The sequence below is a fragment of the Gardnerella sp. c17Ua_118 genome (assembly GCF_055804255.1).
The window spans coordinates 911,141-932,914 of the sequence record NZ_JANUYT010000001.1 but is presented as its reverse complement, the minus strand read 5'-3'; the positions used below and the strand labels follow the sequence as shown (position 1 = coordinate 932,914).

The window sequence follows — 21,774 nt, the reverse complement described above, 5'->3', positions numbered from 1 at the left end:
CACAAATAAATCAAAACACAAAACACAAATCTTAAAACTAAAACGTAAACCCACAAACAAAGGAAATAAAATGACAAAATACTTATTTGATGAGCTTGCACAAAATCCACATATTTTAGTTTTTGCAGGGCAATCCACGCCGTGGGTTCAAGCGTTAAAAGACGCGCAAAAAGATGAAGACTTAAACGCGCAGCTTCGCGAGTATAACAATTGCGCCAAAAAACTTCTAAACAACATATATGCGCAGCTTTTAGCAAACGCAGGAAAAGACATAAACGTATTTGACGCTTTAGAATCTGCAAACGATCGAACGCAAGACGCGCAAATAAGCGTTCCAGGAATCACATTGGCGCAGCTTGCATCTGTTAGCGATTTTACAAATCTTGGGTACAATTTTGAAGTTTGCAAGCCAATCGCAAGTCTTGGGCATTCTCAAGGCGTGATTGCTGCAAAAATGGTAGAAGCGCGATTAGAGGCTGGCTCTTGGCAGGCAGCGCAAAGCAAAATCGCGGAACTTTTGGCGATTGCATACATAATCGGAGCGGCTGCAGATCGCGAAGCGCGTCTTTTGGAAATAAGCGCAAACGTCAATGCTACTCCAATGCTTTCCTTAAAAGGCGTAACTCAAAAACAGGCAGAAGTTTTGATTTCGCGCGTGGATCGTAAGCGTGCCGAAGTTTCGATAGCAGTTAAAAATTCGCGAAATCACATGGTGTTATCGGGCTATCCGCAAGACATGGAGGCCGTTTTAAGCGAAGCGCAAAAAGAAGCGGCTCATTCTAAAAAATTACGAGATATGAAGATGCGCGGCGGATCGGTTTTTGCGCCAATCGCAGAGTACTTAGACGTTACAGTGCCATTCCATTCGCCAATGATGAGCAAAGCGTTAGATAACGCTGAAAAATGGGCAAAAGAAGCTGGATTAAATGCCGAGCTTACTAGAAGTCTTGCAAATCAAGTTTTAGTAGAACAAGTGGATTGGGCAAGTCAAATCAAAAAGACTTTGGCAAATCTGGGCAAATCTGCTAAAGATTTGTGGATAATCGACATGGGCCCTGGAGAAGTGCTTGGAAAGCTTACAAGCGTGCTAGTTCAGGGAAGTGGCGCTGGAATTGTAGAAGCGGGAACAATGGCGTATCGCGCTAATGCGTCTACAATGGATGCTTCTTCCGCAAATTCTCTGCGAACGGGGTGCTGGGCGGATTTTGCACCACGCGTAGTGGAAACGCCATTAGGGCGCAAAGTAGTTACAAAGTTTAGCAAGCTAACAGGCAAGGCTCCTGTTCTTCTTGCAGGCATGACTCCAACAACCGTAGACCCGCAAATCGTTGCGGCTGCTGCAAACGCGGGATACTGGGCGGAGCTTGCAGGCGGTGGCCAAGTAACAGAAGAAGTGTTTAACAAGCATGTTGAAATGCTCCAAAAGCAGCTAAAAGAGGGAGCAACTGTAGAATTCAACGCAATGTTTATGGACCGCTATTTGTGGAATTTGCAATTTGGCGCCAAGCGTATAGTTCCAAAAAAGCGCGCTTCGGGAGCGCCAATCGACGGCGTTGTTATTTCTGCAGGAATCCCAGAGCTAGACGAAGCGAAGGAACTTGTTAAAACTCTTCAAGAAGACGGATTCCCGTATGTTGCTTTTAAGCCAGGAACAGTAGAGCAGATTCGTCAAGTTATTCGCATTGCAAAAGCTGTTAAGCCAGCAACGATTATTGCGCAAGTAGAAGGCGGATCTGCAGGCGGGCACCACTCTTGGGAGTCGCTAGACGATTTGCTTATTAGCACTTATGCTCAAGTGCGCGAATGCAATAATTTGGTGCTTGTAGCAGGTGGCGGAATCGGCACTCCTTCGCGAGCTGCCGACTACATTAGTGGCGAATGGTCCAATAAGTACGACTTGCCAAATATGCCAGTAGATGCTGTGATGATTGGCACTGCAGCAATGACGGCAAAGGAAGCGCACACAAGCGCGCAAGTTAAGCGCATGTTGGTGGAGACGCCTGGAATTACAGAAGCAAATGATGCGTGTGTGGAAGGTCTTGGCGCAAGTGAAGATCCGTTTGCTCCGATTGGCGAGCGCTGGGTGCCTTCTGGAAAGGTTGTTGGCGGAGTAACAAGCGGATTAAGCCATTTGCACGCAGATATTTACGAGATTGAGAATGCGTCTGCGCGCTGTGGAAGGCTTCTTGTGCACATGATGAAGCATCCAGAAGAGCTTGAATTACGTAAAGACGAGGTTATTGCTGCTCTTAACACAACAGCAAAGCCATATTTTGGCAATGTTGAAAGCATGACATACCAGCAATTTGCCCAGCGATTCCTCGACTTATGCTACCCGTGGGCAGATTCCACGTATGCGGATCGATACGCTCATTTGCTTAAAAGAATCGAAGCGCGTTTTGCGTTGCAAGATTCTGGCGAATTTGAGTCAAGCTTGCCTTCTTCTAAAATCATTTTTGAAAATCCTCAAGAAGCTTTGAACAATCTTATTGAAAAGTTCCCAGATGCAGCGCAAACAAACGTTATTCCAATGGATGCAGCATGGTTCCCAACTTTGGTGCGCGAATACCCTAAGCCAATGCCGTTTGTGCCAGTAATCGACAACGATTTGCTTCGCTGGTGGGGCCAAGATCAGCTTTGGCAGTCGGAAGATTCGCGCTACTCGGCAGATGCTGTTCGCGTAATTCCAGGGCCGATTTCTGTTGCTGGAATAACAACAATGGATGAGCCAATCGCAGATATTTTGGGAAGATTTGAAGATGCGGTTATAAAACGTTCGGTTGCTGGCGATTCTAGAGTTTCTCTTGCGCAAAGCGCGTTTAGTCAAAGCGCGTTTAGTCAAATCGCGTGCGCAAAAAATGTTGAAGAATACGTGCGCGCATGCCCGAATATATCTTGGATTGGTCACCTAACTTCTAATCCTGCTTATAAAACGCAAAATAATAGCGAAAACTACGTTATAAGCGTTGTTAGTGAAGAAGATAGCGTAATTAAGCTTGATTTAGATATTAAATTAGACACATTCTGGGATGATTTAAGCGGCAACGATTCAAGTGCTAACGATTCAAGCGCTAACGATTCAAGTAAGGCTGATAATAGCAATAAGAATCATGCTGTGCGAAGCATTGTGATTCCGCTTATTGTAGATGCAAATCGCGCAGGGGGCGTGCCAGTAGTAGATAGAGATCGCTTGCCAAAGCACGTTTATAAGATGCTTGCAGCTACAGCAGGCATTGGAAACGTTGCGATTACGGGAGATGCTTTAAGCGAAATGCCTAAAGTAGATGAAAGCAGCAAATCGCAAGAAGCGCCATTTGGCGTAGTAAAGTCTTCGTACACGCTTTCTAGAAATCTTGGAATCGATCACGAATCTGCTACAGCTGGGCGACTTTCGGGCGGATTGCAGCCGTCTAGAATTGTTCCAGACGCGCTAGTTGGTCCTGCTTGGCCAACAATTTATTCTGCTTTGGGGTCCGTAATGGTAGACGGGTACCCAGTAATCGAAGGCTTGCTTAACGCAGTTCATTTAGATCACCTAATAGAACTAGATGTATCTACAGACGACCTGCAAAAATATGTTGGAACACGCATAAACCTCACTGGTTGGGCAGAAGATTACGCCGAATCAGCTTCTGGGCGAGTAGTGACAATACACATAATTCACAATGCGCAAGACGGAACGCATCTAGCTCACGAAACAGAACGATTTGCGATTCGCGGTCGCAGCTACAGTGCAGCGCTGCCAAAGCCTGCTGCGCAATACGGAGCTGCCGCGGATTTGCACGAATATGATGTAGATGCAACTCCTAGAAGAATGCTTAGAAGAGTTGTTTTGAGCGCGCCTAAAGACATGACGGCGTTTGCGCGCACTTCTGGCGATTTTAACCCAATTCACACTTCTTACAGAGGCGCTGCAATATCTGGGCTTAAAGCGCCGCTTGTGCACGGAATGTGGCTTTCGGCGGCAGCTCAGCACGTTGCGCAAGCCTTGGATGAAAAAGGCGCGCGCTACGAGTTGATTGGCTGGACGTACAACATGTACGGCATGGTGCAGCTTAACGATAAGGTTGAGATAACTGTTGAGCGCGTAGGAAAAGTTCGACGTGCAGGACTTGCGCTAGAAGTAACATGCCGCGTAAATGGGCAAGTTGTGTCTAAGGCCAGCGCTCTTACAGGCTCGCCGCGCGCCGCCTTTGTATACCCGGGTCAGGGTATTCAAAAGCAAGGTATGTCGCTAGATGAGCGCGCAAAATCGCCAGCTGTGCGCGAAACTTGGCAGCGCGCCGATAAGCTTACTCGCGAAAAGCTCGGATTCTCAATTCTTGCTGTTGTTCGAGATAATCCTAAGGAACTAACAGCAAATGGCGTAACGTATCGTCACCCAGAAGGCTTGCTTAACTTAACGCAATTTACGCAAGTTGCGCTCGCTACTGTTGCTTTTGCACAAACTGCTCGCTTGCGTGAAGCTGGATGCGATATTTGGCCTGCCTACTTTGCTGGCCATTCGCTTGGTGAATACAATGCGCTAAGCTCTTTCGCTCAAATTATTCCGCTAGAAACCGTGTTGGAGCTCGTGTTTCACCGCGGATCTACAATGCATCATTTGATTGAGCGAGATGCGCAAGGCCGATCCAACTATAGAATGGGAGCTTTGCGTCCAAACCAGTTTGGCGTAGGAGACGATGGCGTAAACGCGTATGTTGAAGGAATCTCTAAGCAAACTGGCGAATTCTTGCAAATCGTAAACTACAATTTGGCAGGTCAGCAGTATGCGATTGCAGGAACAATAAAAGGTCTTAAAGCTTTGGCCGAAGATTCCGCTAAGCGTGCTAAAGAATATGGTGGAAAGCCGCCGTTTATTTTGGTTCCAGGAATTGACGTGCCATTCCATTCCAAGCTGCTTAGAAAAGGTGTGCCAGAGTTCCGCGATAAGCTGGATTCGCTTCTTCCAAAGCATATTGATTACTCTGTGCTTGTTGGACGCTACATTCCAAACTTGGTTGCATGCCCGTTTGAGCTTACGCGCGAATTTGCGCAAAAGATTCTAGACGTTGTGCCTTCAGAGCGAATTGAAGCGGCTTTACAAGATGATGCAACTTGGGATTCTTATGCTGCAGACGAGCAAAAGCTTGGCAGATTGCTTCTTACGGAGCTTCTTTCTTGGCAGTTTGCTTCCCCTGTTCGCTGGATTGAAACGCAAGCGCTTATGTTCTCTAGCACTTCTTGCGGCGGATTAGGCGTAGAAGAATACGTTGAAGTTGGTTTAGCGAATGCTCCAACTTTGGCAAATCTTGGTGCAAAAACGCTTGCATTGCCAGAGTTTAGTAGTCAGCGTGTTGCTGTTTATAACGTTGGACGAGACGAGAGTCGTGTTTATAAAACAGACACAGATTCGCTTGTGCCAGAAGTTTTTGAAGACGATGAAAGCGCGGTTAATGAGCAGGCGGCTGCTGGCGATTCTTCCCAAGAGGCCGCACAAAAGTCACAAGCAACCGCAACGGCAAGTGCTGCGTCTGCTCAAATAAATGCAAATAATAATGCAAATAATTCTGCGCAAAATGTGCAAAATGCATCAAATGCAGTGCCAAATGTGCCATCTGATTCTGTTGCAGATATTGCATTTAAGGCGTCGGACGCTATTGAAATGCTGATTGCATACAGTGCTAAGATTCGCGCTGACCAAATTGGCGCTGCCGACACAACGGATACGCTAACAAACGGCGTATCTTCTAGGCGAAACCAGCTTTTAATGGACATAAGCTCCGAGCTTGGCGTGCCTAGCGTGGACGGTGCTGCGGAAGCTCCAATGAGCGCTCTTAGCAAGCTAGTAAACTCTGCAGCTCCTCGCTACAAGGCTTTTGGTGCCGTTCTTAGCGACATTGTAAGGCAAAGTTTGAGGTCGCTTTTTGGTGCAGCTGGTGTAAAGCCTGCTCAAGTAGATAAGCGAATTACGGAAGTCTATAAGCTTGGCGAAGGCTGGCGTGCGCACGTTTTGGCGGCGCTTGTTTTGCAAACGCGCTCTGGTGCAAGCGTTCGCGGAGGCGATTTGGCGCAGCTTTCTACGCAGCCAGCAAAGAACGCTTCTGCAGCTCAAGCATTGATTGATTCTGCGATTAATCAAGTTGCTAAACAGCACGGAATTACTCTTGCTCAGCCAGGTTCTGCAGGATCTGGCGCTGCAGGTGGCGCGGTTGTTGATTCTGCAGCGCTTGACGCTTTTGCACAGCAGGTTGTTGGCGCGGATGGCGTTTTGGCTGCCACTGCTAAGTTTGTGCTAGCAAAGCTTGGTGTTGAGACTCCTCAAGTAAAAGATGAAGCGGATGAAAATGCGGCTGTTGTTGCAGCGGTAGAAGCTGAGCTTGGAGCGGATTGGCCAAAGCAGGTGGAGCCTCGATTTGATGAGCGCAAGGCGATTCTTTTCGACGACCGCTGGGCTAGTGCTCGCGAAGATTTGGCGCGTATCTACTACAATTCTGGCTATGATTCTTGCGCAAATAATTCCGAAGATCTTGAGCACGTTAGCGAAATTTTGAACCGCTACGGTAGCTTTGTTGGATTAGGGAGCGCAACCGCTCGCGAAGCTGAGTGGTTTGCTAAAAAGTGCAAAGATAATAAATTCAACGGTAATAATCGCAACGATAATAAGTTCAGCGTATTGTCTTCTATTTTTGAGCAAGTTGCAAAAGATGCGCTAAAGTCTACTGGCGATTTGCCAAAGTCGCGCAATCATGAGCATTATGGAGACGATTCGCCAATCTTCTCGAATTGCTTTGAAGGAGACGTTGCTGTTGTAACAGGCGTTGCGCCAAATTCGATTGCAGCACGAGTTGTGACTGGTCTTCTAGAAGGCGGAGCTACGGTTATTGCCACTTCTCACAGCTTTAAGCCGAGTGTAAAAAAGTGGGCTAAAGAAGCCTACAGACTTCACGCAACAGCTTCGGCTAAATTGTGGCTTGTTCCAGCAAACTTGTCTAGTTATAGAGATGTTGACGCTCTTGTAAAGTGGGTTGGCACAGTTTCTAAGAAGGTTAGTGGCGCTACAACTACCATTTTGAAGCCTGCTTACAATCCAACTCTGTTCTTCCCATTTGCAGCTCCGCCAGTTAGTGGAACTTTGGCGGATTCTGGTGCGCTTTTTGAATCGCAATCCAGGCTTATGCTTTGGGGTGTTGAGCGCGCAATCGCAGGATTTGCTCAAATCGGAGCAGATACAGATGTAAAGCATTGTATGCACGTTGTGTTGCCAGGATCGCCTAATCGCGGTATTTTTGGCGGCGACGGAGCTTATGGCGAAGTCAAGAGCGCATTTGACGCCATTGTTAACCGCGCGCATGCAGAAAAAGTGTGGTCGAATCGCGTAACTTTTGCTCATCCAAAGATTGGCTGGGTGCGTGGAACTGGCTTAATGGGTGCAAATGATCCTCTTGTGGAAGCTGTTGAAAGCCGTGGCTTAAAAACATTTACAACAAGCCAGATGGCGAATCTTTTGCTTGATTTGTGCACTAAAGATGCGCGTAATCTTGCTGCAAAGGCGCCTCTAGACGTTGATTTAACAGGTGGATTAGGCTCGGAGCCTCTTGATTTGAACGAACTTAAAGCTCAAGCTTTGCAAGAGAATAGTCGTAAGCAGGCTAATCAGGATGCTTCAAACGATTCTTCAATCAAGTCTGAAGTCAAGTCTCTAAACAAGGCGCTTCCATCTCCAAATATTCCAACTCAAGCAAGCGTTAACTTGGAAGATTGGAAGAACGTAACAGCAAAGCCGCAAGACCAAATCGTTATAGTTTCTGTTGGCGAGATTGGCCCTTGGGGTTCTGGTCGTACGCGCTTTGGTGCCGAGCAGTCAATCCAAGATGACGGAACGGTTTCGCTTTGTGCAGGCGCTGTTTTGGAATTGGCTTGGAGCATGGGCTTGCTAACTTGGCAAGATTCGCCAAAGCCAGGATGGTACGATGCGGAAGGCATGCTTGTGCCAGAAGAAGACATTGCAGAAAAGTATCGCGATGAGGTAGTGGCTCGCTCGGGAATAAGGCCGTTTGAGACTGGTATGGGCAGCGACTACAAAGACGGAGCAAACGAAGAAGAAGCCGAAATCTTCCTCGACCACGATGTATCTTTCAACGTTGCTACAGAGCAAATTGCGCGCGAATACGTGGCGCTAGACGAAGAGCACACAGAGATTTCTAGCGACCCAGAGTCTGGCGAATGGATTGTTACGCGCAAAGCTGGATCCATGATTCGCGTGCCAAGGCGAGCAGCCATGACGCGCACTGTTGGTGGGCAATTGCCTAAGGGCTTCGACCCATTAAAGTGGGGTATTCCAGCTTCGATGGTTGGAAGCGTAGATCCGATTGCGCTTTGGAACATAGTCTCTACTGTTGATGCCTACATTTGCGCAGGATTTACGCCTTCGGAAATTTTGCAAGCTGTGCATCCATCTCTTGTTGCATCGACTCAAGGCACAGGATTTGGCGGAATGACGTCTATGCGAAAGCTGTATTTGGATAGATTCCTAAATCACGAAATTCCTACAGACGTGCTTCAAGAAGCATTGCCAAATGTTGTTGCAGCGCACGTAATGCAAACGTATATTGGCGGCTATGGAAACATGATTCAGCCAGTATCGGCATGCGCCACTGCTGCAGTTTCGCTAGAAGAAGGCGTTGATAAGATTGCGCTTGGCAAAGCCGACTTTGTTGTAACAGGCGCGATTGACGATATTGGCGTTGAATCTGTGGTTGGCTTTGGCAATATGAACGCTACTGCAAACAGCGAGGAAATGTACGAAAAGGGCATAAATCCGCGATTCTTCTCGCGTGCCAACGATCGCAGGCGCGGAGGATTCCTGGAAGCGCAAGGCGGCGGCACGATTCTTATTACGCGAGGAGATATTGCGCTTAAGCTTGGATTGCCTGTTGCTGGTGTAGTTGGATTTATTCACTCGTACGCGGATGGTATTCACACTTCGATTCCAGCTCCAGGATTGGGTGCGCTCGCTGCAGGATTGGGCGGCCGCGATTCCAAGCTTGTGCACGATTTGGCGGCTCTTGGCGTTACACCAGACGATATTGCTGTTGTTTCTAAGCACGATACGTCTACAAACGCAAACGACCCTAACGAGTCCGAGTTGCATAATACGCTTGCACACGCGATTGGGCGCACAAGCGGAAATCCGCTATTTGTGATTAGCCAAAAGTCGCTTACTGGCCACGCAAAGGGTGGCGCATGCGTGTTCCAGATTAATGGCTTGACTCAGCTGTTTAGAAGTGGTTGGGTCCCAATCAACGCTTCTCTTGATTGCGTGGATCCTAAGCTTGCGCGCGACGACCACATGGTTTGGTTGCGAAAGAGGATTCACATTGGCTCTGTTAAAGCGGCTCTTGCTACATCGCTTGGATTCGGGCACGTTAGCGGATTCGTGGCGCTTGTGCATCCTGGTGCGTTTGAGGCGGCTGTAGCGTCTAGCGCTGGCGTGGATGCGCTTAACGAGTGGCGAGCAAAGGCAAATGCGCGTTTGGCTGCGGGCCATCGACTTTTGCAAGAGGGCATGATGGGTCATGTGCAACTGTTTGAGCCTGTGGAAAATCGCCGTTTGCTTAAAGACGGCACGCGCATGCCAGATGGATCTCGCTACGATGGGCATGAAGCAGAAAAAGCTATGCTGCTAAACCCAGATGCTCGCCTAGATGCAAGCGGCTATTATTGCTGACGAATCGACGATTTCGCGTTTAGAGCGTAGTGCGGTTTCCTTACTTGGTATTGCGCGAGGTTTGAGTATTTCTCTCCTCGCAGGCGCGCCAACCTGCCAGAGCGCTTAAAGCGTAGCGCGCGAAGGCAATTTGGCGCGCTGAGCCGCTCAAACGTAAAGTCCAGTGGACTTTACGTGCGGCGAAGACGTTAGCGCGCTTAGACCGCGCGAGCGAAACGCCTCGCTCGCTGCGAAAAATCTCGAATCTCCACATAGCCTGGTGAAATCTGCGTAATCTTGTAGTGCGTTTGTATGGCAACACGCCGTAAATTAGGTACAAACGCACTACAAGTTTGTGCGGGTTCGCACTATATGTGTGACTAATATCGCAGTTATATTTTTGACTTTTGTAAAAATTGCAAAAGTGTTATAATGGCTCCTTACGTGCAAAATTGCGAAAAATTCAAGGTGCTTATGGCAATTTGCGTTCAAAATAAGCAATCTTATGTGTAAACCAAAGTTGGTTGTAATAAGAAGTGAAACATAGTTGTGTCACCTATAGTTTTCATGTTTTGCATGGCAATAAAACAATATAGAAGCATGTTTGTGCCAACGGAGGAAAGGATATGCAGATGGTCGCTCATCGCCACCTTGCGTCGAAAATAGTTTCTATGATTGCAGCGAGTGCAATGTTAATAACAGGTTTTGCTGTTGTTGGCAATGCAAGCGCTAGTAGTGAGTCTAGTAATTCTCAATCTAGCAATCTAACTCTTAACCGTAAGGGTGTTATTGTTACTGCGTTCCAGCAAACTTGGAATAGTATTGCTCAAGAATGCAAAACAACTTATGGTCCTGAGGGCGTGAGTTATGTGCAAGTGTCTCCTCCAAATGAGCATGTAAAGGGTACTCAGTGGTGGACTTCTTATCAGCCTGTGAGCTATAAATTAAAGTCAAAACTCGGCGATGAATATGGCTTTAAGAAGATGATTACTGCTTGCAATGCTGCAGGTGTTGGAATCATTGCAGATGCTGTTATTAATCACATGACTGGTGCTGGTGACACTCATACAGAGGGTGTTGGTGGAAGTAAATATAGCGCTAAAGATCAGTCTTTCCCAGATGCTGGATATAAAAAGGATGATTTCCATCAAGATGCTAGTAATATTGAGCACTATAACAATGCGGAGGAAGTGTGGAATCGCAGGCTTGTTGGCTTGCTTGATTTGGATACATCAAAGCAGAATGTGCGCGAGACTTTAGGTAAGTACTTTGCTCATTTGCTAAAGCTAGGTGTTGCTGGCTTCCGTATTGACGCAGTAAAACATATTTCTCCAACAGATATGGCTGCGATTAAAGCTGAAGCTGCAAAACAATCTGGTAAAAATGCGGATGAGATTTGGTGGATGCAGGAGACGATTGGTGATCCTTCTGAAGCTAAAGAAATACAGCCAGATCAGCATTTGAATGAAGGTGAAGTCAACGAATTCCAATATTCGTACCGATTAAAGAGTGATTTTTATGGCTCAATATCGAATCTAAAAAATATTACCAATGGACTTGTTCCAAGCGATAAAGCTTCAATTTTTGTAACTAATTGGGATACTCCTCGCGAAAATTATGTGCGCACGCTTACCTATAAGGATGGTCCTCGCTACGAGCTTGCAAACGCATTTATGCTTGGCTACCCGTATGGAAATCCAAACATTTACTCGGGGTATAGGTTTGAGAATGGTCATAAGGATGATGGTGCGCCTGGAGCGACTGAAGATAAAGTTGAAGATGTAGATTGTTCCCCAACAACTGGTTGGCAGTGCACTCAGCGTTGGACTTCTATTCGTGGAATGGTCGGTTTCTTTAAGGCTGTAAATGGTGCTCAAGTCACTAATTGGCAAGATGACGGCAATAATAACATTGCTTTTAGTCGTGCAGGCAAGGGATTCTTAGCAATAAACAATACGCCAAACGCAAAGAAAGTTTTGTATAAGACTGATTTGCCTGATGGTGAGTATTGCAACGTTTATGAGGCTGGAAATTGCTCTAAGACTGTTAAAGTTACAGATGGCAAAGTTGCTGCGACTATTGCTCCTTATTCTGCAATTGCTTTGCATGTGGATGCGCTTAAGGACAATATTTATGAAAAAGTAAAATCTAATACAGCACGTGACGAATCTGATCCAAAATACAATGTTGACGATGCTAAAGACCAGTCAACAACTGTCTATTTTAATGCTAAAAATAAAGCAGGTAATCCAAGCTCAGTAAATATTCATTATCAAATCGGCAATGATTCTTGGACTGCAGTTCCCGGTAGACCAATGCGCAAAGTTTGCGATGATTGGTTTGCAAGAACAATTCCTAATAATGGAAAACAAATTACTGCTGTATTTAACGACGGTGGAGATAGGTGGTATCACTTAAATAATTCAAATAATGGTAATTTTACTATTCCAGCTGGCGCAAAGAATTATGTAGTAGATGCAGATTTGAAAGGTTCTGAATCTGCTGAAATTCCTTGCAAAGCAGAATCTTCAAAACCTTCTGCATTAAAGACGAAGATTGTTATTCACTACAATCAAAAAAACACGAATAAAGGTGTCTATATTTGGGGTCTTAAAGATGCTCAAGGTAATGAAATAGATGGTGCTTGGCATAAGTTCAATGGTCAAGACGCTTTTGGTAAGACTTACACAGTTGAGGCTGATGGCACTTACGAGGGTGGAAAAGTTGGATTTATTATTACCACTAATCCAGGATCTGATAATAAAAATTGGCATAAGGACGGAGACAAAGATCGTAAGATTTGGCAAATTGAAGATGGTGTTGGCGAAGCTTGGGTTGTAAGCGGGAATGAAGATACTTTTGCTGAACCGCCATCTGAAGTTGCTAACAAGCTTAATAACATTAAAACGTTAAACGTTACTGTTCACTATCGCAGAACAAACAAGGATTACGCTGGTTGGAATCTTTGGACTTGGTACGGTAGTGAGAAGGGCGTAAAGCAAGATTTTACGGCCCATGATGATTTCGGAAAGATTGCAGAATATACGTTCCACAATGATTCTGGCGTAAAAGATCCAAAGTTTATTGTGCGCTATTCCATGCAAGGAAACGATTGGGTTTATAAAGATCCTGGCGAAGGCGATCGCCCAATTCCTGCAAAAGCAATCACTTTAAGCCAAGATGGTAACACTGGCAACGCTGAAATCTGGCTTATGCAGGGAGATAGTAGAGTTTACTTAAGTCCAAACGTAATCAACACAAAGGCTAATGCTTTTAACGCTGATATTACGTCTTTTAAGGAATTTACTGTAAATGTGAGCGGCGACCCTTCGGAAGTTAAGAATGGTGATGTTACTGTAACTGATGTTACAGATTCAAAGAAAAATCAACACAAGACAATAGATATTTCGCAAGTTGCTGTTGTGGATAATAGGATCGTAATCACTGCAAAGAACGAATTAGATCTTAAGAAAATGTATGAAATCAACATTAAGGGTGTTGGTGGAATGCCTAAGACAGTTTCTGCTTCAACTGTTAAAGGCTCTAAGATTGTTCGCACTGATGAGTTTGATCAAAAGTATGCGTACATAGGCGATGACTTGGGTGCTGTTGTAAAAGATGGTTCTACGACTTTCAAGCTTTGGGCTCCAACTGCTACAAAAGTGGAGTTAGTAACTTATAAGTCAACTGATGAAAAAGCACAAGAAGATAAAACACAAGATCTGACTCTTGGTACAGAAGCTGGAAAGCTTGGCGTGTGGAGTATTACTACGAGTGATGCAAAAGTTGGCACTGCTTACACTTACAAGGTTCATTTTGCAGATGGCACTGTTAATAATTCTCCAGATCCTTATGCAAAAGCTGCTGTGAGAAACGGAATGAGATCCGTTGTATTCGGTAAAGATACTGGTAAGCCTGTACCTCGTATGGCATCGTTTGATAAGCGCCCAACTGATGCGACTATTGCAGAGATGAATATTCGCGACTTCTCAATTCACGAAAGTTCTGGCATAGATGGTGCAAAGCGCGGCAAATATCTCGGTGTAATCGAGTCTGATGCTAAAAAAGATGGAAAGCCAACTGGCTTTGATTATTTGAAGTCTCTTGGAATCACTCACGTACAAATCATGCCAATGTATGATTTTGGTTCTGTGAATGAAGCAGGAGATTTGAGTTATGTTGCTACTAACGACAAAAATAGTCCTCACCAAAACTGGGGCTACGATCCAATTAATTACAATGTTCCAGAAGGATCGTATGCATCTGATTCAGCAAATCCTGCTACTCGTATTACGGAGCTAAAGCAAATGGTTAAAGGCCTGCATGATGCTGGCTTGCGTGTGATTATGGACGTGGTTTATAACCATGTTTATAACGCGCAAAAGAACGCTTTTGGCCAAACTGTGCCAGGTTACTACTTCCGTTACAACGATGACGGCAGCTTGTCTAATAGATCTGGTTGCGGAAACGATACTGCTTCAGAGCGCAAAATGATGCGAAAGTATATTGTTGACTCTGTAAAGTATTGGGCTAAAGAGTACGGTATTGACGGCTTCCGTTTTGATTTGATGGGATTGATTGACCTTGAAACCATTAAGGAAGTGCGTGAAGCTGTTTATGCAATTGACCCGAACTCGATTATTCTTGGCGAAGGCTGGGATATGAGCCAATTGCCTTATGGAAACCGCACTATTCAGCCTAATGCGTATAAGCTTGCTGGCAATAATGGCGTTGCGTTCTTTAACGATTCCTTCCGTGATGCTGTAAAAGGCCAGGGAGATGATGGTGTTACTGGATTCGTGTCTGGAAACAGATATAGCGACAATCTGGTAATGCAAAATCTTTACGGCTGCCAGCCTGGAAATGCAAGCTGCACTGGTAGGCGCTACGCGAATGCTGGTCAGACTGTGCAATATGTTGAAGCTCACGACAATCTTAATCTTTATGATAAGTTGAAGAAATCCTTGACTAATGAGACAGAAGAGAATCTTAAGAAGCGAGTAATGCTTGCTAATTCGCTTGTAATGTTTGCGCATGGCATGCCATTCTTTGAGCTTGGTCAAGAGTTCTTACGAAGCAAGAATGGTAATGCTAATAGTTACAATGCTGGCGACGGCAACAATTCCGTTAAGTGGGATTTGGTTAATAAGAATTCCGATGCTGTTGAGTACTTCAAAGAGTTGATAAAGCTAAGAAACGAGATTCCAGCGTTACGCGATTCCGAATATTCTGATGTTAATAAGAATATGCATTGGATTAAGAGCAGTGATGGAATTAATGCGTTTAGTGTTGATAGCAACAATAAAACGTATGTGTTTATTTTCAATGCTAATAGTAGTGAATCTACTGTGAATATTGGCAAAGGAAAGTATCATGTGCGCATTGCCGATGGAAAAGCTAACAGCGATGAAGTATCAAAGTGTCCTGAAATTACTGTAGATGACAATGGAAATTACAAGGTTTCTGCTCTTTCGACTGCTGTGCTTGTGAAGGATGCTGAAAAGAAGGACGATAATCCTTTTGCAAATCTTAAGGCTGATGATGTTCTCAAATATAAGATGAATCCTTTAGATATTAATAAGTTGAAGGATGAATCTAAGCCTGGTACTCAGCCTGGTACGCAGAATTCAAATCCATCTACGCCTGGGCATGAACAAACTCCTGGCACTGTAACTCCTACACCGCAGCCACCTGCTCCTGGCCCTGTAGTGCCAAATCCAGCTCCAGCGCCTGGGCATGAGCAAACTCCTGGTCAAGTGACGCCTGCTCCGTCTCCGTCACCAGCTCCTCGGCCTAAGCCATCTGATCATGAAACTCCAGATAAGCCAGGTCAGACTAAGCCAGGTCAGTCTAAGACTGAAACTCCATCTGAGCATTCTGCACCAGCTAAACCAGCAGAATCTGCTCCAGTGCCTGTTGCTCCACGAACAGTTCAGCAGCTTAATCCAGAATTAAGGGGAACTCTCAGTGTTAGTAACAATAACGTTGCAACTGCAGGTGTTGTGAATAGTGTGAGAATTAATGTTGTAAACAGAGAGTTCACCGAGCGTTTGCAGCGTGACGGAGTAGTTTATGCTTACGCGTACATTTACTCGTCTCCACGCTTGCTTAAGGGCGCCGATGGCTCCAAGTTTGTTACTATTCGCATGGAGAATGGTACGCCTCAATTTGATGCTCAATTCCCATCTGGATACTCTGGTAAACACACTGTTTTGCTTGTAGACGAACATGGAAAGCAGCTAGCATGGACGGATATTACTGTTGTTAACAATAGTGATTCGAGACGTGATAGTTTCCATTTGCAAACTGGCAGTAGTGTTATTGCTGTATTTGCGGTATTCATTGTGCTTGCTTTTGCTGCAATTATTGTTCGCTATAAAGTTGCATTTAGATAGATTTGTGACTTTGGGTTTTAGAGCAAAGCGCTTTGACTGCGTTTCCGCACTTTGTACCAAATTTAGGGCAAATTTGGTACAAAGTGCGGAAAATCGTTCGCGCAGATTAGCTGCGCTCTAGAGTAGTTAGGAAGTGAGTTCAATGATTGCAGGCATTGGTTGCGATGTTGTTAATGTTGCGGATTTTGCGCAACAAATGCAAGATGGCAATGGGTGGCGATCGCTATTTTCTACGCGTGAGCTTAGGCAGTGCGCCATGCGAGCACACTTAAAAAACGACGCTGAGGCGATTCATATTGCTGCTCACTGGGCTGGTAAAGAGGCGGTTATAAAAGCGTGGTGCGAAGCGATGAGCACTCTTGGTTTGCAATATCCGTATACTTTAGACAACACACCATGGGCAAGCATTGAGGTTTTAGATGATTCTCGTGGATGCCCGAGTGTTCGACTTAGTGAAGACGTTAATCAAAAGCTTCTAGAGTCATTACACGCGCCAGAGGCGACTAATCCGCATGAATCCGACAGCGCTAATGTAAGCGTTAATGGTGTAAATCGCGTAAATCACCCTAATTGGCGTGTGTCTTTAAGTCACGATGGATTAGTGCAAAATTCTTCTGCTATTGCACTTGCGTTTGTTGTTTTAGAGTTACGCGAGTCTTAATCATAAAACCTTAATCATGCGAACATGCAGCGAATTTTACGCATGAATGTGTATTCAATGTGCACTAAATGTGCAAATTTTCCGAGAATTGTACAATTTAGCGCGAGTGTCGAAAGTTGCTTTAGTTCTAAACAGTCTGTATAATTAATCGAGTTGCTGTTTTGCAAGGCAATTAATAGCTTGCAAAATTCGCATATTGCGGATGTAGCTCAATGGTAGAGTATCAGTCTTCCAAACTGATGACGCGGGTCCGATTCCCGTCATCCGCTCCATTTTTTACATTTTCATTCGCTTTTCATTCCTGTTTTATTTCGTTCTTGCTTTAGTACACACATGTTTTAAGCTGTTTGCGCATGTTGGTATTGTTGTAACAGTTAAACACGTAAAACATGTGTCTGGAGGGATTTTGGGACAGTTTATTGTACGTGTAATTGCAAGTTTAGTTTCTATAGCAACAGCTCTTGTTGTAAATTCTGCTCCTGCGTTTAAAGTAGAAAATCGTTTGGATTTTAAGAATGTTGCTTCCAAAGTCGCAAATATTGCAGATAGCGCAGATGGTGAAAATAGTGCGGAATTGTCAGATAATGGCACTAACACTGTTGAAGAAGATCAATTAAATGCGTTTTCTAATGGCGATTCACGCAATGATTCTAAGTTGCCTAAAAAAGTGGCATCTTCCTTTACAAACAAAGACGAAGTTGTGTCTTCAAAGTATGCGATTGCAGATAATGGAGAATTAAAGTCACTTAAAACTGGCCAAACTGTTACCGACTCTAAGCTTGTTGGAACTAAAGATAAGCAGCCAGATCCACTCGCTAAAAGTAACGGTGAACGTTTTACGCCTATAACTGTTGGCGATTTGCGAAAAGAGATAAAGCGCGAAAATTCGAGCAGTGCTAATTCAGATGTAACTAATTCAGATAGTACTAATGCTGATTCTTCTACCACCAATAACACTCAGATTTCTAGCAAAAAGCATGTTGAAAATAAGCGTTCTCTTAGAAAAAACAAGGTTGTTCTTATAAGCTCTAATCAAAAAAATCCCCAAGAAACTGACTCAAACGAAAAGAGCCAGGAGTCACAAGCTTTAGAATCTAGAACATCCACGTATACAACTTATGGCTCGGTGCGTAAGATTTCTTTGCCAACAAACGGCTTTGGCACTAGGTGGGGAGACTACAACGGAACTCAGGCATTCTATGATGGCAATGGAAGCCTGTTTGCGTACAACGCCAGTGGTGTGATTGATGTTTCCGAATATCAAAAAGAAATTAACTGGGCTGCAGCTAAGGCAGCTGGCGTAGAAGGCGCGATTATACGAATTAGCTACGGATGGGAAAACGGCTACGATAAATACGCTTTGCGAAATATTAGAGAATGCAAGCGTTTAGGCATTCCATTTGGAATTTACATGTATTCTTACGCCGAAAAACCAGAAGATGGCGCTAACGAGGGCGCAGACGTTGCAAGTCTTCTTAGGCGCGCAGGCGTTAGTCCAGGCGACCTTTCTTATCCTGTTTACTACGATCTTGAAAAATGGGTTTGGGCTGGCCACACTGCTCCAACTAGCCCATACGTTTACCAAAACATTGTTTCGTCTTGGTGGAATCAGCTGTATAGCGCAGGATACACAAATCTTGGCATTTACTCATATGCAAACTATTTGAGAGGCCCGCTTAATTCGCAATACATTCACGATCGAGCAAGTTGGGTTGCTAGCTACGGCGCAACTCCGCTATTTAACATTAGAACGGCGTTGCGCGGATGGCAGTACACGTCTAAGGCTCGCATATCTGGTATTGATGGAAATGTTGATGTTAGCGCGTTTGGAAATATGGATCCTAATGCCTATGGAGAATATGAAAATGTAGGCAGAGTGTGGAAAGTTAGAAGAGTTCCAAATCGCGATTTTTGGACTGATGGCACTCAAAACCATGTTCTTCAATATCAGTTGCGCGAATCTTATTATATGCATGGTGGTTTTGCGCGTCTTGGTGCTCCTGTTGCCGATGAGGAGAACATTGGTGGCGGCTGGTGGCGTCAGCGTTGTCAGAATGGTGATGTTTGGACGCATGGAACAGACACTAAGCTTGTGATTCAGTTTGAACTTAGAGGCTCCTATTACAAGCATGGCGATGTTGCTCGTCTTGGTGCTCCTGTTGCCGAAGAAGAGAATATGGGTGGCGGCTGGTGGCGTCAGCGTTGCCAGAACGGCGATGTTTGGACGCATGGAACAGACACTAAGCTTGTGATTCAGTTTGAACTTAGAGGCTCTTACTACTCGCACGGCGGTGCTGGCTGGCTTGGCGCTCCTGTTGCCGATGAGGAGAACATTGGCGGCGGCTGGTGGCGTCAGCGCTGCAAGAATGGCGATGTTTGGACTTACGGAAGTGGCACTAAACTCGCTATGATGTTCAACTTGCGTGATGCCTACTACAAGAATGGCGATGCTAATGGCATTGGCGTGCCTGTTGCCGAAGAAGAAAATATGGGTGGCGGCTGGTGGCGTCAGCGCTGCAAGAATGGCGATGTTTGGACTCAAGGAACAGACAAAAAGCTTGTGATTCAGTATGAGCTTAGAAGTTCATATTATAATCACGGCGGCGCTGGATGGCTTGGTGCTCCTGTTGCTTCCGAGGAGAATATGGGAGACGGCTGGTGGCGTCAGCGCTGCAAGAATGGCGATGTTTGGACTCAAGGTCGAAACACTAAGCTAGTGGTAATGTTCAATCTTCGCAAGGATTACTACAAGCGTGGCGGCTTCGAAAAGCTTGGCGCGCCTGTAGAAGACGAACATAATGATGGCAATGGCTTATGGCATCAAAAGTGCCAGAAGGGTGTTCTAGAAGCCCACTGATAGCCTTTGGCTCCATTCAACAAAAGCATCTGGATTCGTGTATTGTATTTCGTTTGCTGATTCTGTGTGATTTGCAAATACAAGCAAGAATCCAAATACGATTGTTACTGTAGTGCATGCAACGATTAGAGTTTGAATAGACTTTTGACCATTCAACTCATTGTTGCATGCATTTTCTTTATTTAATTGCAACTGCGCATTTTGATTATCCGAGCAATTTCTTCTAGCAAACCCAATCGAAGCAATAATCATAAGAATTATTATTGAATCGCAATAATAACGGTAAAGACTACCGCCTAAGCAGTAGTTTACGTAGATTAACATAATAGAGAATGTTATTCCGCTTAAGCACATTATGTATTCGATTTTTTGCATGTACTTGCGTCTTATTAAGAAAATGCCACAAATAAGTGGTATTGATAGCAGACCAAATGTCATGTGATTAAAGAAACTATTTCCATAATCCGAAATGTTTGAGCTGGTTATTGTAATATACGGGAAGTCCGTATCTACGCTTGGTGGCTTTATAAAGAAGTTTATTAACATGTCTTTGATTCTTAGAGGGTCAAAGGTTATACGATTAAATCGCAAGTCAAAGTTTGTTAATTGTTCTTCGTTGCCAAAGTTAAAGAATGAACCAAAACGCAAGTAGTTATATACTAAGATTCCAGCAAATCCAGCTATTGCAGGCACCAAGAAGCTTATTGCGGCGCAAGCTCTATTGATTATGCTCCTAGAGTTGTTAAGTAGTAGCGCAATAAAAAGTGGTGCTATAAATGCAACTGTGGAAATGCAAGAATTTGGTCTAGATCCGCATTGCAAAGCTAAACTTAATCCAGATAAAACAAATAGGGCGTATTGTGTAAAGCTGTTTTTAAGTCTTACAGCTTTTAGTGACGAATACACAAATAGTGCTCCAAATAGCATTGCGCTTACCATAGGCATGTAGTAGATTGATGCAGATGCTTGCAGATAGAAAATAAGACATGCGAATGGCAATGCTGCAGCTATAAGAAGCATTGAACAATAATTTACTTTTATGCTAAAGAATATTATTAATTCTTTCCAAAGTGCAAACAGTACTGGTATTGTAATTGCCGCAAACGCGGTTGTTACCATTATTGCGCTCGGCATCCAAGCTGGGAACAAGGCGTTAAATGGCAAATAGGTTAAAATAAACGGTACTATTCCAAAGTAGCAATAATATTTTCCATTATGCAGCACAACATCCCATATTGCAGGAGTTCCCTCGCGCACTAATTGCATTCTTTTGCCAATGCTAAATGGGTTTGTTGAATGCAACAAGCCCTTTGGCGGGTCTTGTAGCAAAGATAGCGATCCTTGTTTCCAAGCCTTTAATTGTTCTGTATATGGGTTTCCGTCTATAAAATCGTATGTATTGTAGGCGAATGGAACACGTATTCGATTATAAGTGTTTAATCGGAGCCAAATATACAGGGAGAATCCAGTTACTATTGCGCATACAATCCAAAAGATTATGTTTTGAACTCTATTGCTTTGATTGTAGGCTATTTTATGCCATTTTTTCTTACGTATTGTTATTATTGCAGATCCAAATATAAACAATATTGCCCATTTTGCGTAATTTACATGCAGATTGTACTTTGGGTTGATTGTTATTTTTTGAACTACGATTCCACTTTGGGTTGTGTTAAAGTGTAGCTTTATTTTATTTAGTTTTCCGTGACTTTCTAAGCGAACTTGAGTGGTGTTAAATTTGCCAGTTGTTATTTTGAATCGGCTTGCCAAGGCATATCCAGGCGCTACGACAAAGTCTTCTAGCTCTACGGTTCCAGTTACATAGCTTACAGGTTTTGTGCGTTTTAGTGAAAATTCCAATATTTTGCTATGCGCATTTAGGTTTGTAAATTCTATGTCTGCGCCATTTTTAGGTATGTGTATGCCGTCTTTATTGTATTTTGCGCGTTCAAGCGATTGGTTTTCGCTTTCCGTTTTTGCTATTTTTACCGTGCTTAAGCTTATGTTTTGTGTTTTAAACCCTGGGCCGTAAGCTTGGAATACATTGCTAAAGAATGCTAGCGTTATTAGCCCGCTTACAATAAAACACACTATATATGGAAAATAATTTTTTAGCTTAGGATTGCCATTTATAAAGCTTTGCACTCTTATTACTTTCTATTTATTTTCTATT

At 44.3% G+C, this 21,774-nt stretch carries 4 protein-coding genes, 1 tRNA gene and 1 pseudogene; 5 read left to right on the top strand and 1 reads right to left on the bottom strand.

Annotated features, from left to right (window positions below; all coding sequences use genetic code 11):
• The first annotated feature begins 70 nt into the window (after window positions 1–70).
• The 5 genes and pseudogenes from NYP69_RS03720 to NYP69_RS03700 all read left to right on the top strand — a co-directional run.
• On the top strand, window positions 71–9,709 hold the full coding sequence (locus NYP69_RS03720; protein WP_473412935.1) for a fatty acid synthase subunit beta domain-containing protein: 9,639 nt from the start codon (window positions 71–73) through the stop codon (window positions 9,707–9,709).
• A gap of 611 nt (window positions 9,710–10,320) precedes the next feature.
• The gene (pulA, locus tag NYP69_RS03715; protein ID WP_473412934.1) at window positions 10,321–16,083 is read left to right on the top strand and encodes a type I pullulanase; all 5,763 of its coding nucleotides are present in this window, start codon (window positions 10,321–10,323) and stop codon (window positions 16,081–16,083) included.
• Between the two features lie 142 nt (window positions 16,084–16,225).
• Window positions 16,226–16,744 (top strand): holo-ACP synthase, encoded by a 519-nt coding sequence (locus NYP69_RS03710; protein WP_473413078.1) that lies wholly within the window; start codon window positions 16,226–16,228, stop codon window positions 16,742–16,744.
• Between the two features lie 198 nt (window positions 16,745–16,942).
• Window positions 16,943–17,016, top strand: a tRNA-Gly gene (locus tag NYP69_RS03705).
• A 134-nt stretch (window positions 17,017–17,150) separates the two neighbouring features.
• Window positions 17,151–18,635 (top strand): annotated as a pseudogene (locus tag NYP69_RS03700) (GH25 family lysozyme); the annotation flags it as partial.
• Window positions 18,636–19,586: 951 nt separating this feature from the next.
• On the opposite strand, the gene NYP69_RS03695 reads toward NYP69_RS03700, so the two are convergent.
• Window positions 19,587–21,746, bottom strand: a complete 2,160-nt coding sequence (locus tag NYP69_RS03695; protein ID WP_473412933.1) for a hypothetical protein — start codon at window positions 21,744–21,746, stop codon at window positions 19,587–19,589.
• Window positions 21,747–21,774: the final 28 nt, after the last annotated feature.